Raw genomic sequence first — 18,261 nt, 5'->3', positions numbered from 1 at the left:
CTTTTCACCCGATCGGCGGAGGCTGCGCCTCCACCCGGCCCACGGCCTCCTCGCGCGGGCGCCGGGCCGGTCCGGTCGCGTTCCGGTCGGCATGGACCGGAATCAGACCGAGCCCCCAGCCGCCGGCCGCCAGCAGGCTGAGCACCGCACTGTCGGCGAGCTGCCCCCGGACGGCCACCGACCACCAGGCGAGCCCGCCCGCGAGTGCCACCAGGACCCAACGGGCCGGCCAGGGCACCAGCCGCCGCAGCCGTATTCGGGCCACCGCGCACACCGTCGCGAGTCTCCGCACGACCGCCCTCCTCCGCTCGCCCCGGGGTTCCTCGGGCCCGTCGTGGGACGGGCACCCGGGAGGTGCGAGGCCGGGTCAGGCAGCGACCACGTCCATCGCGGCGGCCTTGGGCGACATGTTCGCCCGGTCGGCGCCGGGGGCGGGCAGCGGAACCGGTTCGAGTACCGGCCTCAGCAGATCACCTTCGGAGAGGGTGGCCATCGCCGCAAGTTCGGCGAGCGACAGCTCGTCGCTGACCTCGCGCATGACCTCGGACATCCGGACGTCGAGTGCGTCGCAGATGGCGGAGAGCAGCTCCGAGGAGGCCTCCTTCTGTCCCCGCTCGACCTCGGAGAGGTACCCGAGCGAAACCCTGGCGGCCGCCGACACCTCGCGGAGTGTGCGGCCCTGGCGTTGGCGCTGCCGACGCAGTACATCGCCCAGTAGGCGACGGAGCAGGATCATCGGTGCCTCCCTCCTCGGACTGCGGATCGAGATGTCACGCCCCCACCGTACCGCCTTGCCCGCTTCGCGTGCGGGGACCCTGGTCGTGTTCACTCTGGGCTGCAAGGCCGTCCCCCTCCTCGTGCCGGTGTCGTACCCGGGTTCGCGGGCCCCTCGTGGTACCCGACTCGGCCCGCCCGGCCACCGTCACGCAACTCGTTCGCCACCTGGTTTCTGCCCAACCAGGCCGTTGGATGTAACACGATCCTCCAGCTGTGTCATACCCCGCGCGCCGGTTCGGCAGATCTCGGTTGGGTGGAGATCCGTCCGCGGGCCCCGTCATCGAGCGAGCCGGCCGACGAGCAGCTGCAGTGCGGCGGTCACCGCACCGTGACGGATTGTGGCACGGGCGCCGGACAGCAGGGGCGAACTGACCAGAGTTCCCCCCGGACCTGCGACCGCCAGGTGTACCGTGCCCACCGGCTGCCCGTCCTGCGGCTCCGGGCCTGCCACGCCGGTCGTCGCGAGCCCGTACGTGGCCCCCAGCAACCCGCGCACGCCCTCGGCCATCTGCCGGGCCACCACCGGGTGAACCGGACCGTACACGTCCAACAGGCCCTCGTCCACACCGAGCACCGAGGCCTTCACCTCGGTCGCGTAGGCGGTGACCGACCCGCGGAAGGTCGCGGACGCCCCCGGGACGTCCACCAGGGCGGCGGCCAGCAGCCCGCCGGTCAGCGACTCGGCGACGGCCAGCGTGCCGCCCTCGGCCCGCAGCGCCGCGTGCGCCCGCTCGGCCAGCCCGTACAGCTCGTGGTCCGTCACCCTTGCCCCCTCCGTCCGCTAGCGGTCCGCGCGCTCCGCGGCCGTGCCCTCGCGGCGCAGGCGCAGCGCCTGGCCGATGTAGTCCAGCGCGGTGCCGATGGTCAGCAGCACCGCCGCGGCCATCAGGACCGCCCGCCCGGTGGCCAGCCAGCCGGTCAGCGGCAGCACGTACATGCCGACCGCCGTGCCCTGGGTCAGCGTCTTGAGCTTGCCGCCGCGGCTGGCCGGGATGACGCCGTAGCGGATCACCCAGAAGCGCATCAGGGTGATGCCGAGCTCGCGGGCCAGGATCACCACGGTGACCCACCAGGGCAGGTCGCCGAGGACGGAGAGGCCGATCAGCGCCGAGCCCATGATCGCCTTGTCGGCGATCGGGTCGGCGATCTTGCCGAAGTCGGTGACCAGGCCCTTGCGGCGGGCGATCTCGCCGTCGAACAGGTCGGTGATCATCGCGATCGCGAACGCCGCCCAGGCGACCGCGCGCCACTTGGGATTGTGCCCGTCGTCGGCGAACAGCAGGGCCACGAAGACCGGGACCAGCAGCACCCGGACCATGGTGAGCACGTTGGCGATGTTCCAGACCCCCGGCGCCGGCGGAACGGCGGCCGCCGGTCTGCCCGGGTGGGCCGCGGCCGGGGCCCCGGGCCCCTTGGTCATTCCCCGGCTCCCGGAGCCTCGGCCCCCGACATCGCGGGCCGTCGCACCTGTTCCAGCGCCTCGGCGATCAGGTCGACGCCCTCGCTGGCCACCACGGTGGCCCGCCAGAACTGCCCGACCCGCGGGTCCTCGACACCGTGCAGGGTGGTCAGGCCGTCCGTCTCCGGGGCCTGGTGGGCGGAGCGGCCCTCGACCACGCCGTCCTCGATCGACTCGATCAGCACCTCGACCTCGGTGCCGATCCGCTGCTCGGCCCGCTGGGCGGTCATCTCCTCGGCGAGCCGGCTCAGCCGGGCCAGCCGGTCGGCGACAACGTCCTCGGGCAGCTTGCCGTCGTAGGTCGCCGCCTCGGTGCCGTCCTCGTCGGAGTAGCCGAAGACGCCGATCGCGTCCAGCCCGGCGTGGGTGACGAAGCGCTCCAGCTCGGCGAAGTCCTCCTCGGTCTCACCGGGGAAGCCGACGATGAAGTTGGACCGGGCGCCGGCCTGCGGGGCCTTGTCCCGGATGGTCCCGAGCAGCTGGAGGAACTGGTCGGTGGAGCCGAAGCGGCGCATCCGGCGCAGTACGGCGGGCGCCGAGTGCTGGAAGGACAGGTCGAAGTAGGGCACCACGTCGGTGGTCCCGGTCATCGCGTCGATCAGGCCCGGGCGCATCTCGGCCGGCTGCAGGTAGGAGACCCGCACCCGCTCGACGCCCTCGATCGCGGAGATCTCGCCGAGCAGGGTCTCCAGCAGCCGGATGTCGCCGAGGTCCTTGCCGTACGAGGTGTTGTTCTCGCTGACCAGGACGATCTCGCGGACGCCCTGCCCGGCCAGCCACTGGGCCTCCTGCAGCACGTCGGACGGCCGGCGGGAGATGAAGGAGCCGCGGAAGGCGGGGATGGCGCAGAAGGAGCAGCGCCGGTCGCAGCCGGAGGCGAGCTTGACCGAGGCGACCGGGCTGTCGTCCAGCCGCTTGCGCAGGGTGCGCGGGCCGGAGGCCGGGGCGAGGCCGTCGGGCAGGTCGGTGATCGGCTCGGCGGCGGCCTCGGCGCCGTGGCCGGGCAGCGCGACGGACTCGGCGGCCGACTGCCGCTCGGCCGGGCTGATCGGCAGCAGCTTGCGGCGGTCGCGCGGGATGTGCGGGGCGTGGTGGCCGCCGGAGAGGATGGTCTGCAGGCGGTCGGAGATGTCGGAGTAGTCGTCGAAGCCGAGCACCCCGTCGGCCTCCGGCAGCGCGTCGGCGAGTTCCTTGCCGTACCGCTCGGCCATGCAGCCGACCGCGACGACGGCCTGGGTGCGGCCGTGCCCCTTGAGGTCGTTGGCCTCCAGCAGGGCGTCGACGGAGTCCTTCTTGGCGGCCTCGACGAAGCCACAGGTGTTGACGACGGCGACATCGGCCTCGGCGGCATCGTCGACGAGCAACCAGCCGTCGGCTTCCAGTCGCCCGGCGAGTTCCTCGGAGTCCACCTCGTTGCGGGCGCATCCGAGCGTGACAAGGGCGACAGTGCGGCGTTCAGGCATAGGCCCAAGATTAACGCGCGGCCTCCGGTGCCGTTCGCCCCGGAGGCCGCGTGCCACGGATCAGCTGATCATCGACGGCCCTCGGCGGGCCCTGTGGTCAGCCCGCCTGCGGGTCGCCGGGGGTGTACGTGACGTGCACCACCTGGCCGTCCTTGCCGAGGACGCCGAGGTCCTTGCCGTTGACGTACGCGTGCACGGCCCCGCCGTTGCCGAGCACCAGCTTGATCTGCTTGGGGTCGGTGAAGGTCTGGTCCTGGCCGTCACTGATGTTGTTCTGGAACAGCGACTTGCCGCTGCCGTCCGTCGCGGAGACCCAGCTGGTGCCCTCGGCGACCAGCTTCACGGTGACCTTGTCGGCCGGGACGGCGGCGATCGCGGCGGCGCTCGGCGCGGGCGCCGGCGGCTGGACGCTCGGCGTGACCGGGGCGACCGAGCCGGTCCCGGAGCCACTGGGCAGCGGCGCGCTGGCCGAGCCGGTGGTGCCGTGGCCGCTCTTGCCGCTGACCAGGTTGAAGCCGATCAGCGCCACCACCGCGACGATCGCGGCGACCATGGCGGCCGCCCAGTTCGGCCGGCTGCGGCCGGGGACCTTGATCGGGCCGCTGTCCATCAGCTGGGTGGCGGGGCGCTTGGAGGCCGGCGAGCCGCCGTGCGCGGCGTCGTAGCGGGCGACCAGGGCCTCGCCGTCCGCGCCGACCGCGTGGGCGATCGAGCGGATGTGCCCGCGGGCGTAGAAATCGCCGCCGCAGCGGTCGAAGTCGTCCTCCTCGATGGCATGGACGATCGGCACCCGGACCCGGGTAGCGGTACTCACCTGGTCCACCGTGAGTCCCGCCCCGATCCGGGCGGCGGACAGCACCCGGCCGATGCTCGGGGCATCGGCCGCCTGCACCACGTCGTCGGTCGGCTCGACGGACGACGGGGCGTTCTCGCGGTCGGAGGACTTGCCGATGGTCACGGGGCACGCCTTTCGAGCGGATGGCCACCTGCTGGAGAACAGTCTAGGGGCGGGGACGGATCGTTTCTCAAGCGGAACGGGCCCGAATGCGCGTGCCCGGCCCGGCCGGGCGCCCGCCCCCCGCTGAACGGTCGTCAGCGAGGGCACGCCGGGGAGGCCGGAGTGCGCTTTCCGGCCAGTGACGCCGCGTACGCACATTCGGTTCCCGGTACCGCGCCTACCCTCCTCCGAACGAGTGAACCCACCCGGAGGGCACGACCCGTCAGCCCTGCGGGCCCGGTGCCCGGCCGCGCAGGCGTGCCCGGCCCCGCGGCCCGGCTCAGCCCCGCAGGGTCACCAGCACGCCGTCCAGCTCGTCCGGCTTCACCAGCACGTCGCGGGCCTTGGAGCCCTCGCTCGGGCCGACGATCCCGCGCGACTCCATCAGGTCCATCAGCCGGCCCGCCTTGGCGAAGCCGACCCGGAGCTTGCGCTGGAGCATCGAGGTCGAGCCGAACTGGGTGGAGACCACCAGCTCGGCCGCCTGGATCAGCAGGTCCAGGTCGTCGCCGATCTCCTCGTCGATCTCCTTCTTGGGCCCGCCCCCGACCGTCACGTCGTCCCGGTAGACGGCGGTCAGCTGGTCCTTGCAGTGCTGCACCACCTTGGCGATCTCCGCCTCGGTGACGAACGCGCCCTGCATGCGGATCGGCTTGCTCGCGCCCATCGGGAGGAACAGCGCGTCGCCCTTGCCGATCAGCTTCTCCGCGCCGGGCTGGTCCAGGATGACCCGGGAGTCGGCCATCGCGGAGGTCGCGAAGGCCAGCCGGGACGGCACGTTGGCCTTGATCAGGCCGGTCACCACGTCCACCGAGGGCCGCTGGGTGGCGAGCACCAGGTGGATGCCGGCCGCCCGGGCCAGCTGGGTGATCCGGACCACCGAGTCCTCGACGTCGCGCGGCGCGACCATCATCAGGTCGGCCAGCTCGTCGACGATCACCAGCAGGTACGGGTACGGCCGCAGCTCCCGCTCGCTGCCCAGCGGCGGGGTGACCTTGCCGGCCTTCACCGCCGCGTTGAAGTCGTCCACGTGCCGGAAGCCGAAGGCCGCCAGGTCGTCGTAGCGCAGGTCCATCTCGCGCACCACCCACTGGAGGGCCTCGGCGGCCTTCTTGGGGTTGGTGATGATCGGCGTGATCAGGTGCGGGATGCCCTCGTACGCGGTCAGTTCGACCCGCTTGGGGTCGACCAGCACCATCCGCACCTCGTCCGGGGTGGCCCGGGCGAGGATCGAGGTGATCAGGCAGTTGATGCAGGAGGACTTGCCCGCACCGGTCGCGCCGGCCACCAGGATGTGCGGCATCTTGGCGAGGTTGGCCATCACGGTGTGGCCCTCGACGTCCTTGCCCATGCCGACGACCATCGGGTGGGTGTCCTCGGCGGCCGTGCGCGAGCGCAGCAGGTCGCCGAGGTTGACCATCTCGCGGTCCCGGTTGGGGATCTCGATGCCGACCGCGGACTTGCCCGGGATCGGGCTGATGATCCGCACGTCCGGGCTGGCCACCGCGTACGCGATGTTCTTGGCGAGCGCGGTGATCCGCTCCACCTTGACGGCCGGGCCGAGCTCGACCTCGTAGCGGGTGACCGTCGGGCCGCGGGTGAAGCCGGTGACCCTCGCGTCCACCTTGAACTCGGCGAAGGTGCTCGTGAGCTGGGCGACCACCTCGTCGTTGAGGGCGCTGCGGGCCTTGGCCGGGCCGCCGCGCTCCAGCAGGTCGAGCGAGGGCAGCGCGTAGGTGATCCCCTCGCCGAGCTGGAGCTGCTCCATCCGCACCGGCGCCGGGCCGTGCTCCGCGGGCGCCCCCGGGCCGCCGCTGCGGGCGGCAGGCACGGCGGGCTCCTCCGGCGCCGCGGTGAGGTCCTTGACCTGGTGCATCATGTCCGCCACCGCCGAGGAGGCGGGCACCCCGTAGACCAGGGCGCCGTCCAGGTCGGCGGCGGCGCCGGCGGCCAGGTCGCGGGTGGCGTACGGGTCCAGCGGCTCCTGGTCCAGCGGTTCCTTGTCCAGGGAGATGCGGCGGACGGCCTCCGGCTGCCCCTCCTCGTCCTCGACGGACGGCTTGCGCCGACGGCGGCGCCGCCGGGCGGCCACCTCGTCGAGGGGGCCGTCGTCGGTGTCGAGGGTGTAGGGCAGCGCCTCGGGGTCGGCGTCCTCCGGCGGATCGGTGGACAGGTCCCGCTCCGGCGTGCGCCCCCAGCGCAGTTCGTCCTCGGGCCCCGGCTCGACCACGCCGAGCCTTATCCCCAGCCCGCGCACCCGCTCGCCGATCCGGTTGACCGGGGTCGCGGTGACCACCAGCAGGCCGAAGAAGGCCAGCAGCAGGAGCAGCGGCACGGCCAGGACCGCGCCGGCGGCGGCCATCATCGGGGTCGAGGCGGCCCAGCCGATGATCCCGCCGGCCGCCCTTATCCGGGAGGCGCCGCTGCCCATGGTGGGCGCGCCGCAGCCGATGTGGACCAGGCCGAGGATGCCGATCAGCAGGGTGCTCAGCCCGATCACGATCCGGCCGTTGGCCTCCGGGAGCTCCGGGTGGCGCCAGAGCCGGACGGCGATCGCGGCCAGCAGGAACGGCACCAGCACGTCGAGCCGCCCGAACAGCCCGGACACCACGGCGGTGGCCGCGCCGTTCAGCCAGCCCTCCGAGCTGAACCAGGTGCCGGCCGCGACCACCAGCGCCAGCGCGAACAGCAGCAGGCCGATGCCGTCCTTGCGGTGGTCCGGGTGGAGGTTCTTGGCGCCGTCGCCGAAGCCGCGGAAGATCGCGGCGATCGGGCTGGCGAGGGCGTTGAGGGCGCCCATCACGAGCCCCCGGCGCGGCGGGGGCGGCGGGGCCGACTTGGCCGCCGTCCGCTTCGCGGGGGCCCGGCGGGCGGCCGCCTTCTTGGCGGGCGGCTTGCCCGGGGCCTTGGCCGCGGCCTTCTTGGACGGTCCCGGACTCGGTTTGCGTGCGGCGTTTCCGGGCGTACGAGTGGCCATGGGTCAGCAGCCTACCGGGGTGGGGGACCACTGCCCACGTGGCCGAGCCCCGGCGCCGGGACGTGTCGCAGACACACCGTCACGCTGACCCGGTTTCACCCGGGCGCAGCAGCAAAACCACCCGGAGGAGTGAACATCCGGGGCTCGACCTACGGCGTACCGGGGCGCATCGCGTCGAGGGCCCGACGCAGTCCGGCGAGCTTGCGCTCCAGGTGCGCCGCGGTGGCGGCCACCCCGGCGTCCTCGGCCCCGTCCAGCTGCTTGCCCAGCGCCTCCGCCTGCTCCTCGACCGCCGCCAGCCGTGCGGACAGCTCGCCGAGCAGCGCCCCGCCGAGGGCCGGCTCGCCACCGCCCGCCTCCAGCTGCAGCCGCAGCAGCGCGGCCTGCTCCTTCAACTGGCAGTTCTTGACGTACAGGTCGACGAAGACCGAGACCTTGGCGCGCAGCACCCACGGGTCGAAGGGCTTGGAGATGTAGTCCACCGCACCGGCCGCGTAGCCGCGGAAGGTGTGGTGCGGGCCGTGGTTGATCGCGGTCAGGAAGATGATCGGGATGTCCCGGGTGCGCTCGCGGCGCTTGATGTGGGCGGCCGTCTCGAAGCCGTCCATCCCGGGCATCTGGACGTCCAGCAGGATCACCGCGAAGTCGTCCGTCAACAGCGCCTTGAGCGCCTCCTCGCCGGAGGCGGCGCGGACCAGCGTCTGGTCCAGGGCGGAGAGGATCGCCTCCAGCGCCAGCAGGTTCTCCGGCCGGTCGTCGACCAGGAGGATCTTCGCCTTCTGCATCGGGGCTCGCCCTCCTGTCGCCTGCCTGCCGCCCGGTGCGGGCACTCGCGTACTGCCCACCGCTACCCCGGTCATGCTAGCCGCACCCCCTCGCCCGGCACATCGCTCCGTCGGGACCCGATCCGGAGCGGCGCACAGCCGGTGCTCCGGCGCACGCTCAGCAGCGTGTCGCCGTCCGGTCACTGTTCGCAACGCTCGGTGACCCTACCGGGTTCCCGGGCCGGTCCGCCAGCAAACCGGCCGACCGGCAGGCGCGAACCCCGGGGCGGGCCCCGGGGTTCGCGCCAGGCGGCGGACTCACGCGCGGTCGCCGTTCAGCCACTCGGACATCACCGACAGCAGGTGGTCGGTCTCCACCGGCTTGGTGATGTGGTCGGTGGCTCCCGCCTCCAGGGACTTCTCCCGGTCGCCCTTCATCGCCTTGGCGGTCAGCGCGATGATCGGCAGGCCGGCGAACTGGGGCATCCGGCGGATCGCCTCGGTGGTCGCGTAGCCGTCCATCTCCGGCATCATGATGTCCATCAGGACCAGCGCCACGTTCTCGTGCTGCTCCAGCATCTCGATGCCCTCACGGCCGTTCTCCGCGTACAGGACGGTCAGCCCGTGCTGCTCCAGCACGCTGGTCAGGGCGAACACGTTGCGCACGTCGTCGTCCACGATCAGCACCTGCTGGCCGTCGAAGCGGGTGTCGCCGCGGGCCGGCCGGGGCTGCTGCGCGGGCTCCACCGCGCGCGGCACCGCGGCGCTCTCCAGGGCGGCGCTGCGGCGGCGCTCCACCGCCCCGCGGCGGCGCTCCTCGGCCATCTCCCGGACCTCCTGGGCCCAGTGGTCGGCCGGGCTCTCACCGACCGGCACCGGCAGGCCCACCGGGGTCACCCCGACCGAGGCGCGCAGCGCGGGCGGGTTCACCGGGCCCGGGCGCTCCTGGGGCCGCTCGGCGGTGGCCTCCGGGGCGTCGGTGCGCAGCGGCAGGTAGAGCGTGAAGGTCGAGCCCTTGCCCAGCTCGCTCTCGGCGTGGATCTCCCCGCCGAGCAGCCGGGCGATCTCGCGGCTGATCGACAGCCCGAGGCCGGTGCCGCCGTACTTGCGGCTGGTGGTGCCGTCGGCCTGCTTGAACGCCTCGAAGATCTCCCGCAGCTTGTTGCCGGGGATGCCGATGCCGGTGTCGGAGACCGAGAAGGCGATCAGCTCCTCGTCCGGGCCCTGGATCGAGCCGAACTCCAGCAGCCGCTCGCGCACGTGCTGGGGGACGTCCCGGCCGGCCGCGCTGATCGAGAAGTCGACGCCGCCGGAGTCGGTGAACTTGACGGCGTTGGAGATCAGGTTGCGCAGCACCTGCTGGAGCCGCTGCTCGTCGGTGTGCAGGGTGACCGGCAGGGCGGGCGAGACCCGGACCGCGAAGTCCAGGTTCTTGTCCAGGGCGACCGGCTGGAAGGTGGCCTCGACGTAGTCGACCAGCTGGACCAGGGCGATCCGGGCCGGACGGACGTCCATCTTGCCGGCCTCGACCTTGGACAGGTCGAGGATGTCGTTGATCAGCTGGAGCAGGTCGGAGCCGGCGCCGTGGATGGTGTCGGCGAACTCGACCTGCTTGGGCGAGAGGTTGCCCTCGTTGTTGTCGGAGAGCAGCTTGGCCAGGATCAGCAGCGAGTTGAGCGGGGTGCGCAGCTCGTGCGACATGTTGGCGAGGAACTCGCTCTTGTACCGGGAGGCCAGGGCGAGCTGCTCGGCGCGCTCCTCCAGGACCTGCCGGGCCTCCTCGATCTCGCTGTTCTTGATCTCGATGTCGCGGTTCTGCTGGGCGAGTTGCTCGGCCTTCTCCTGCAACTCCTCGTTGGTGCGCTCCAGTTCCTCCTGGCGTGCCTCCAACTCGGCGGATCGCATCGAGAGTTCGGCGGTGAGCCGCTGGGACTCCAGCAGCAGGCCCTCGGTCTTGGTGTTGACGCTGATGGTGTTGACGGTGACGCCGATCAGGTCGGCGATCTGGTTGAGGAAGTCCAGTGCGACGGTGGTGAAGGAGCTGAACGTGGCCAGCTCGATCACGCCCAGCAGCCGGCCCTCGAACTGCACCGGCAGCACCACGATGTGGGCCGGCGAGGCCTCGCCGAGGCCGGTGGCGATCTTGAGGTAGCCGGGCGGCGCCTCCTTGACGATGATCGCCCGCTTCTCCACCGCCGCCTGGCCGATCAGCGACTCGCCCGGCCGGAAGGTGGTCGGCATCGCCCGCCGCTGGTAGCCGTAGCTGCCGATCAGCCGCAGCACGGTGTCGTTCTCGTCGTCGTCCTCGGTGATCAGTTCGGCGGTCCGCCCGGCCGGCTGGGCCAGGAAGAAGGCTCCGTGCTGGGCGGAGACCACCGGGGTCAGCTCGGTCATGATCAGCGAGGCGACGGCCTCCAGGTCCCGGCGGCCCTGGAGCAGGCCGGAGATCCGGGCCAGATTGGTCTTGAGCCAGTCCTGCTCCTGGTTGGTGCGGGTGGTCTCGCGCAGGTTGGCGATCATCTGGTTGATGTTGTCCTTGAGCTCGTCGAGCTCCCCGGCGGCGTCCACGTCGATCCGCAGGCTCAGGTCGCCCCTGGTCACCGCGGTGGCGACCTGGGCGATCGCGCGCACCTGCCGGGTCAGGTTGTTGGCCAGCTCGTTCACCGACTCGGTGAGGTCCTGCCAGGTGCCGTCCACCCCGGGCACCCGGGCCTGGCCGCCGAGCCGCCCGTCGGTGCCCACCTCGCGGGCGACCCGGGTGACTTCGTCCGCGAAGGCGGAGAGCTGGTCCACCATGGTGTTGATGTTGGTCTTGAGCTGGAGGATCTCGCCGCGCGCGTCCACGTCGATCTTCTGCGAGAGGTCGCCGCGGGCGACCGCGGTGATCACCAGCGCGATGTTGCGGACCTGGCCGGTGAGGTTGTTGGCCATCTGGTTGACGTTGTCGGTCAGGTCCTTCCAGATGCCGGCCACGCCCGGCACGCTCGCCTGACCGCCCAGGGTGCCGTCGGTGCCCACCTCGCGGGCAACGCGCGTGACCTCGACCGCGAACGCGGACAGCTGGTCCACCATGGTGTTCAGCGTCCCGGCGAGCGTCGCGATCTCACCCTGGGCGTCGATGGTGATCTTCTTGGAGAGGTCGCCGCGGGCCACCGCGGAGGCGACCTCGGCGATGTTGCGGACCTGGCCGGTCAGGTTCGACGCCATGAAGTTGACGTTGTCGGTCAGGTCCTTCCAGATGCCCGACACCCCGCGCACCCGCGCCTGGCCGCCCAGGATGCCCTCGGTACCCACCTCGCGGGCGACGCGGGTGACCTCGTCGGCGAAGGCGGAGAGCTGGTCGACCATGGTGTTGACGGTGGTCACCAGCTCCAGGATCTCGCCCCGGGCGTCGACGGTGATCTTCTTCGACACGTCGCCGCGGGCCACCGCCGTGGTCACCTCGGCGATGTTGCGGACCTGGCTGGTCAGGTTGTTGGCCATCAGGTTGACGCTGTTGGTCAGGTCCTTCCACGTCCCGGACACCCCGGGCACACTGGCCTGACCGCCGAGGATGCCCTCGGTGCCGACGTCCCGGGCGACCCGCGTGACCTCGTCGGCGAAGGCCGAGAGCTGGTCGACCATGGTGTTGATGGTGTTCTTCAACTCCAGGATCTCGCCCCGGGCGTCCACCTGGATCTTCTGCGACAGGTCGCCCTTGGCGACCGCGGTCGTCACCTGGGCGATGTTGCGCACCTGATCGGTGAGGTTGTTCGCCATGAAGTTGACGTTGTCGGTCAGGTCCCGCCACACCCCGGCCGCCCAGGGCACCTGCGCCTGACCGCCGAGCCGGCCCTCGGTGCCCACCTGGCGGGCCACCCGGGTCACCTGTTCGGCGAAGCCGGAGAGCTGGTCCACCATCGTGTTGATGGTGTTCTTGAGCTCCAGCATCTCGCCGCGCGCGTCCACCTCGATCTTCTGCGAGAGGTCCCCGCGCGCCACCGCCGTGGTCACCTGGGCGATGTTGCGCACCTGGCCGGTCAGGTTGTCGGCCATGAAGTTCACCGAGTCGGTCAGCTCGCGCCAGACCCCGGCCACGCCCGGCACCTGCGCCTGACCGCCCAGCCGGCCCTCGGTGCCGACGTCCCGGGCCACCGTGGTCACCTGGGCGGCGAAGCCGTTCAGCTGGTCCACCATCGTGTTGACGGTGTTCTTCAACTCCAGCATCTCGCCGGCCACGTCGACGGTCACCTTGCGGGACAGGTCGCCCTTGGCCACCGCCGTGGTCACCTGGGCGATGTTGCGCACCTGCGCGGTCAGCCGCCCGGCCATGGTGTTGACCGAGTCCGCCAGGTCCTTCCAACTGCCCGACACGCTACGGACCTTGGCCTGCCCGCCGAGCTTGCCCTCGGTGCCCACCTCGCGGGCCACCCGGGTCACCTCGTCGGTGAACTCGGAGAGCTGGTCCACCAGCCCGTTGACCGTCCGGCCGATCCTCAGGTACTCGCCGCGCAACGGGTGACTCACCCCGTTGCTGTGCAGCGAGCGCAGCTCCATCTTCTGGTCCAGGTCACCCTCGGCGATCGAGGTCAGCACCCGCCCCACCTCGGCCATCGGCCGGGCCAGGTCGTCGATCAGCGCGTTGCAGTTGTCGACCGCCGCCATCCAGGCGCCCTCGCCCGCACCGGTCTCCAGCCGCTCGTTCAGCCGGCCCTCGCGGCCCACCGCCCGCCGCACCCGGGCCAGTTCACCGGTCAGGTGCTGGTTGCGCTCGGCGACCTCGTTGAACACCGCGGCGATCTCCGCCAACGGCCCGTCGCCCGGCACCGTCAGCCTGCGGCGGAAGTTGCCGTCCCGCATCGCGGTCAGCGCGGCCAACAGCTTGCGCAGTTCGGCGGGCTCCGCGCTGCGGCTGTAGCCCGCTCGCCGGCCGGCCGCGATCCGCGGCGCGGTCCCGGACCGCCCGCCGCGCGGAGCCTGCGGCGTCGTACCGGTGGCGTCCTTGGTGGCGTCCTTGGTGGCCGAACTCAACGGGCCCCTCCCACATCGTGTGAACTGTCCGGTGACCCGCCGCACCGGAAACGGCACGGGACCGGGGCACCGGCCCGGCTGGGCTGCGTACCGGCCGGCCCTCACGGCCCACCGGCACCCACACGACCGTACTGCTCCCACCGGCCGTCGCGGACCCCCCAGTCTGGCAGCACTGGCGCCGGGTATACGGCCGGTTGCACACGGTTGTCCCCGCACCGTCCGAAACAGGTGGGCAGAATCACCCTCCGGTGCCTGTTTCACCGCCCCGCCCCCACGGGGTACCGAGCGGAAAGTAGGGTGGAGCGCTGCACCGGGCCACGACCCGACCCGACGACGCCGCCCACCGACGGCACGCACGGGGAGGTCGGCACGAGCCCCGGACAGTCAGGGCCAGAGCAGCAGAGGAGAAGTGGCAACGTGGTCACCGCGCGCGCAGCCGCCACCTTCGACCCCGACGGCCGGTCCGCGGCCGCCGCCCGGGGCTTCGTCCGGGACGCGCTGCTCGGCTGGGGCCTGCCCGAGGTCGTCGACGACGCCGTCGTCCTGGTCAGCGAGCTGGTCACCAACGCCGTCGTGCACGCCGGCACCGCCGCCGAGGTCTGCTGCCTGCGCGAGGAGGAGAGCGTCCGGATCGAGGTCACCGACCACCACCCCGAGCGCGGCCTGCCCTCGCTCGGCGACGGCCCGGTGTCCGCCTCCGAGCGCTTCGCCGACCCCGACGGCGAGGGCGGCCGCGGCCTGCTGATGTGCTCCGCCCTCGCCGAGCGCTGGGGCGTCGAGTACGCGGCCGGCCAGAAGACCGTCTGGTTCCGGCTCGCCCTGCCCGCCCACGTGGCCGGCACCCGCTACGCCGTCCCCGCCACCCCCGGCAGCGACCTGCCCAGCAGCCCCGGGCCGCTGCACGTCGCCGTCGTCCAGCTCGACGAGGACGGCCGCGTCCTGGCCTGGAACCCGGACGCCGAATCCCTCTTCCGGTACCCCGCCGCCACCGTGCTGGGCCGCCCCTGGGCCGACCTCGCGGTCTGGCCGCAGTCCCCCGGCCGCGGCCTCGGCCTCACCGACACCCTCCGGCTGGCCCGCTGGGAGGGCGACTACGCCGTGCGCCGGGCCGACGGCGAGGAGGTCGAGGTCTACGGCCTCCAGGTGCGCGTGCGCGACACCGAGGGCGTCGCCTCCACCCTGTGCCTGCTCGTCCTCGAACCCGACCGCGCGGTCCTGCGCTCCCCCGCCCGCGCCCTGCCCGGCGAGCGCCCCGACCCGGCCGGTCCCCGGCTCGACCTGCTGGCCGGACCGGTCGCCACCGACGACCTGGAAACCCTCCTCCAGCGCACCGTCGAACGCGCCCGCGACCTGCTCGACGCCGACGCCGCCTACCTGCTGCTCACCACCGACGACGAGGCCGAGTTCGAGGTCCGCGCCGCCACCGGCCTGACCACCGGGCACCGCCGGCACACCCGCTTCCCGGTGGGCACCGGCAACCGCTACGACTCCGCCCGGCTGCCCACCGTCCACGAGGACCTCGCCGCCCGCCCCACCGGCCTGCCCCTGCTCACCGGCAGCGGCATGCGCTCCCTGGTCACCGTCCCGCTCAAGGTCGAGGGCCGCCTGATCGGCTCGCTCGGCATCGCCACCGCCGCCCCCGGCCGCTACGACAACGAGGACGCGCTGCGCCTCCAGTTCGCCGCCGACCGGGTCGCCCTGGCCGTCGAGAGCACCCGGCTGACCGAGCTCGAACGGCTGCGCCGCGGCTCGCTCTCCTTCCTCGTCGAGGCCTCCGACCTGCTGGCCGGCACCCTCGAACACGAGCAGACCCTGGCGCTGATGGCCCAGATGGCCGTCCCCACCCTCGCCTCCTGGTGCGCCGTCTACACCAACGGCGACCACAGCTCCTCGGCCGGCCTCGCCTTCGTGCTGCACGAGGACGAGGACCGGATCGACCCGCTGCGCGACCTCCTCGACAAGACCCCCTCCCCCGAGACGGGACCCACCCACGGCGTCCGCTTCTGGACCGCGCCCGCCGAGACCGCCGGAGCCCGCGGCCTCACCGACAGCCCCGAACTCGCCGGCCTGCTCGGCGAGACCGTCGTCCTGCCGCTGACCGCCCGCAACCGGGTGATCGGCCTGCTCGCGCTCGGCGTCCCGGCCGGCGTGCGGTTCCGGCAGGAGATCCTCGAACTCGCCGAGGACCTCTCCCGCCGGGCCGCCCTGGCCCTCGACAACTCCCGGCTCTACTCCGAGCGCACCGCGACCAGCCAGGCCCTCCAGCGCAGCCTGCTCCCGCCGGACCTGCCCGAGATCCCCGGCGTCGAGGTCGACGTCTACTACCAGGCCGCCGGCGAGGGCAACGAGGTCGGCGGCGACTTCTACGACCTGTTCACCATCCGCGAGGGCACCTACGGCTTCGCGATCGGCGACGTCTGCGGCACCGGCCCCGAGGCCGCCTCCGTCACCGGCCTGGCCCGGCACTCGCTGCGCCTGCTCGCCCGCGAGGGCCTGGACGCCCCGCAGGTGCTGCGCCGGCTCAACGCGGCCATCCTGGACGAGGGTTCGCGCAGCCGCTTCCTCACCCTGCTCTACGGCGAGCTGACGCCCCGCCCGGACGGCAGCACCGAACTGTCCCTGGTCTGCGCCGGCCACCCGCTGCCGCTGCGACTGCGCACCGACGGCCAGGTCGACCGGGCCGCCACCCCGCAGCCGCTGCTCGGCGTCCTGGACGACCTCGAACTCACCGCCGAGCACCTGGTGTTGGCACCCGGCGAGGTCCTGCTCTGCGTCACCGACGGCGTCACCGAGCGCCGCGAGGGCCGGCGGATGCTCGGCGACGACGGCCTCGCCGAGGTGCTCACCGGCTGCACCGGGCTGACCGCCGGTGCGGTCGCCATGCGGGTACAGCGCGCGGTCGAGCGCTTCGCCCCCGAGCCGCCGTCCGACGACATGGCGATCCTGACGCTCCGGGTCCCCACCCAGCGTCAGTCGTGAGCGTTCCACAGCTGACATCATCACAAATTGTTATGTTCACAAGGGTACAAGCGGGCACGGCCGGGTAAACCGATCTCGCCGGGGAATCCCCCGGCGGGGACGTGACCAGCGGCTCTCCGCAGGCCCGTCGCTTCTGACCTCACTTCTGACCGCAGCCCGCGCACGCTCACAGCCGTGCGCCCTCGGCGCGGTCGCGCGCATCCACCCATCGAACGACACCAAGCGTCACTGCGCCCTGCGCGCGCCCAGAGTGAAAGGAGCCTCCGGTGAGCAACGACGCTACCGGGGCAACGAACGCCCGCTCCACCGGAGCCGACGCGGGTAACCTCGGCTACCTCGCCCTCGGCCTGACACTGCTCGCCTACGGTCTGCTCTCCACCGGGATCCTGCACAACACCGGTGCCGGGGACGCGGCCCACCTCGCCCACCTGCTCGGCGGCGTCACCCTCTTCATCGCGGGCCTCTGGCAGCTCCGCGGCGGCGAGGGCTTCACCGGGACCGCCTTCACCAGCCTCGGCGCCTTCTGGGCGACCTGGTCGATGGCCGGCGGCGCGAGCAAGAACGCCGCGGGCCTGTTCCTGCTCGTGTGGGCCCTGCTCGCCCTCAGCCTCACCGCCGCCAGCTGGGGCGCGGGCCTGTTCAGCCGTGCCGTCTACGGCCTGTTCACCGTCTCCCTCGTACTGGACGCCATCGCCGTCCTCGGCAGCTACAGCGGCCTCGGCAAGGCCGCCGGCTGGGTCGCCGCCGTCTCCGGGCTCATCGCCTGGTACTGGGCCACCTCCCGGCTGAGCAACGGATCCTGGGGGAAGGTCGCCCTGCCGGTCAAGTGACCGGCCGGGGCTCAACCGACCTGCTGGGGCCGCTCCTCGGCACCGGCCCGGGGCCGGGTCTCCGTCTCGACGGGGGCCCGGCCCCGTCGCCGTGCCGCCAGCGCCAGCACGGCGTAGGCGAACAGCAGGATGGCGACGGCGACGATGCCGTCCGCCCAGAAGTGGTTGGCCGTCACCACGACCACCGCGACCGTCAGCAGCGGGTGCAGCACCACCACCCAGCGGAACGGGCTCGGCGACACCCGCACCACCGCGACCGCCGCCAGCACGCACCAGGCGACGTGCACCGACGGCATCGCCGACAGCTGGTCCGCCACCACCACCCCGCCGACCGCGCCGCCGTACACCGACTGCCCGTACTGCGCGGCCACGTCCACGAAGCCGCTCTGCGGCAGCATCCGCGGCGGCGCCACCGGGATGAACTGCACCAGCAGACAGACCGCCGTGGTGATCACCACCGTGTTGCGCACCCACGCGTAGCGCTCGCGGTGCCGCAAAAAGACCCAGAGCAGCACACCGAGCATGACGGCGAAGTGCATCACCGCGTAGTAGTAGTTCGCCAGCCGCACCAGCACCGGGTACGGCGTGACCGCCGCCTGCCAGGAGGCCTCGTCCGGCAGGCCGATCGCCTGCTCGGTCCGGTGGATCCAGCTCGCCCGGTCCAACGCGTGATCGGCGCTCATCACCGACAGGTGCCCGACCAGCTGCCAGAGGGCGAACAGTGCCAGCAGCGTGCCGGCCTCCCGCAGCAGCGCCGACGCCCCCGGCTTCCGGACCCTCGCAGCGGCGTACGCGCCTCCGTACAGGACGACGGCGGCGCCCCCGGCGGTCTGCCAGGTCAGGGTCAGGTTCTGCATTGGCAGAGGGTAACGCAAAAAGACCCCCTCCCGAATGGGAGGGGGTCTTTTTGGAATGATTGTTCGGCGGCGTCCTACTCTCCCACAGGGTCCCCCCTGCAGTACCATCGGCGCTGTGAGGCTTAGCTTCCGGGTTCGGAATGTAACC

At 72.5% G+C, this 18,261-nt stretch carries 12 protein-coding genes and 1 rRNA gene; 2 read left to right on the top strand and 11 right to left on the bottom strand.

Annotation, left to right across the window (positions count from 1 at the left end; genetic code table 11):
- Positions 1–4: 4 nt before the first annotated feature.
- The 9 genes from ACIQWA_RS38800 to ACIQWA_RS38760 all read right to left on the bottom strand — a co-directional run bounded on the left by ACIQWA_RS38800 (position 5) and on the right by ACIQWA_RS38760 (position 13,276).
- A complete protein-coding gene (locus ACIQWA_RS38800; RefSeq protein ID WP_402491303.1) occupies positions 5–265 on the bottom strand; it encodes a hypothetical protein in 261 nt (86 codons plus the stop codon).
- A 102-nt stretch (positions 266–367) separates the two neighbouring features.
- Positions 368–736, bottom strand: a complete 369-nt coding sequence (locus ACIQWA_RS38795) for a helix-turn-helix domain-containing protein (RefSeq protein WP_030290911.1) — start codon at positions 734–736, stop codon at positions 368–370.
- Positions 737–1,054: 318 nt separating this feature from the next.
- Complete coding sequence (locus tag ACIQWA_RS38790; RefSeq protein WP_402491300.1) at positions 1,055–1,540, bottom strand: CinA family protein; 486 nt, start codon at positions 1,538–1,540, stop codon at positions 1,055–1,057.
- A gap of 18 nt (positions 1,541–1,558) precedes the next feature.
- Complete coding sequence (gene pgsA, locus ACIQWA_RS38785; RefSeq protein WP_360245498.1) at positions 1,559–2,197, bottom strand: CDP-diacylglycerol--glycerol-3-phosphate 3-phosphatidyltransferase; 639 nt, start codon at positions 2,195–2,197, stop codon at positions 1,559–1,561.
- Positions 2,194–3,699 carry a 30S ribosomal protein S12 methylthiotransferase RimO gene (rimO, locus tag ACIQWA_RS38780; RefSeq protein ID WP_360245495.1) on the bottom strand — a complete coding sequence of 502 codons (1,506 nt, stop codon included), beginning with the start codon at positions 3,697–3,699 and terminating at the stop codon, positions 2,194–2,196. Before rimO ends, pgsA begins: the two co-directional genes overlap by 4 nt.
- 97 nt (positions 3,700–3,796) lie before the next feature.
- Entirely contained in the window at positions 3,797–4,657 is an 861-nt protein-coding gene (locus ACIQWA_RS38775) for a helix-turn-helix domain-containing protein (RefSeq protein ID WP_402491297.1), read from the bottom strand.
- A 319-nt stretch (positions 4,658–4,976) separates the two neighbouring features.
- Positions 4,977–7,673 carry a DNA translocase FtsK gene (locus ACIQWA_RS38770; RefSeq protein WP_402491294.1) on the bottom strand — a complete coding sequence of 899 codons (2,697 nt, stop codon included), beginning with the start codon at positions 7,671–7,673 and terminating at the stop codon, positions 4,977–4,979.
- Between the two features lie 149 nt (positions 7,674–7,822).
- Positions 7,823–8,458, bottom strand: coding sequence for a response regulator (locus ACIQWA_RS38765; RefSeq protein WP_360245486.1), 636 nt, complete (start codon positions 8,456–8,458; stop codon positions 7,823–7,825).
- 297 nt (positions 8,459–8,755) lie between these two features.
- Positions 8,756–13,276 (bottom strand): HAMP domain-containing protein, encoded by a 4,521-nt coding sequence (locus tag ACIQWA_RS38760; protein WP_402491363.1) that lies wholly within the window; start codon positions 13,274–13,276, stop codon positions 8,756–8,758.
- 588 nt (positions 13,277–13,864) lie between these two features.
- Here ACIQWA_RS38760 and ACIQWA_RS38755 point away from each other — a divergent pair.
- Together ACIQWA_RS38755 and ACIQWA_RS38750 are read left to right on the top strand one after the other, a co-directional pair.
- On the top strand, positions 13,865–16,426 hold the full coding sequence (locus ACIQWA_RS38755) for a SpoIIE family protein phosphatase (protein WP_402491290.1): 2,562 nt from the start codon (positions 13,865–13,867) through the stop codon (positions 16,424–16,426).
- A 266-nt stretch (positions 16,427–16,692) separates the two neighbouring features.
- Positions 16,693–17,256 carry a GPR1/FUN34/YaaH family transporter gene (locus tag ACIQWA_RS38750; RefSeq protein WP_360245480.1) on the top strand — a complete coding sequence of 188 codons (564 nt, stop codon included), beginning with the start codon at positions 16,693–16,695 and terminating at the stop codon, positions 17,254–17,256.
- An 11-nt stretch (positions 17,257–17,267) separates the two neighbouring features.
- Here the strand turns inward: ACIQWA_RS38750 and ACIQWA_RS38745 are convergent, their stop codons facing one another.
- Together ACIQWA_RS38745 and rrf are read right to left on the bottom strand one after the other, a co-directional pair.
- Positions 17,268–18,113, bottom strand: a complete 846-nt coding sequence (locus ACIQWA_RS38745) for a phosphatase PAP2 family protein (RefSeq protein WP_402491287.1) — start codon at positions 18,111–18,113, stop codon at positions 17,268–17,270.
- Between the two features lie 61 nt (positions 18,114–18,174).
- A 5S ribosomal RNA gene (gene rrf, locus ACIQWA_RS38740) occupies positions 18,175–18,261 on the bottom strand; the annotation flags it as partial.

The sequence above is a fragment of the Kitasatospora sp. NPDC098652 genome (assembly GCF_044760155.1).
Classification (GTDB): domain Bacteria; phylum Actinomycetota; class Actinomycetes; order Streptomycetales; family Streptomycetaceae; genus Kitasatospora.
Note: the sequence above shows the minus strand (reverse complement) of the source record. Positions and strands in the feature narration are given on the sequence as shown.

Bases quoted from the DNA above. Each gene is read 5' to 3' on its own strand.
- rimO (WP_360245495.1), bottom strand. From the start codon at position 3,699: ATGCCTGAACGCCGCACTGTCGCCCTTGTCACGCTCGGATGCGCCCGC.
- pgsA (WP_360245498.1), bottom strand. From the start codon at position 2,197: ATGACCAAGGGGCCCGGGGCCCCGGCCGCGGCCCACCCGGGCAGACCG.
- ACIQWA_RS38770 (WP_402491294.1), bottom strand. From the start codon at position 7,673: ATGGCCACTCGTACGCCCGGAAACGCCGCACGCAAACCGAGTCCGGGA.
- ACIQWA_RS38760 (WP_402491363.1), bottom strand. From the start codon at position 13,276: ATGCGGGACGGCAACTTCCGCCGCAGGCTGACGGTGCCGGGCGACGGG.
- ACIQWA_RS38745 (WP_402491287.1), bottom strand. From the start codon at position 18,113: ATGCAGAACCTGACCCTGACCTGGCAGACCGCCGGGGGCGCCGCCGTC.
- ACIQWA_RS38765 (WP_360245486.1), bottom strand. From the start codon at position 8,458: ATGCAGAAGGCGAAGATCCTCCTGGTCGACGACCGGCCGGAGAACCTG.
- ACIQWA_RS38795 (WP_030290911.1), bottom strand. From the start codon at position 736: ATGATCCTGCTCCGTCGCCTACTGGGCGATGTACTGCGTCGGCAGCGC.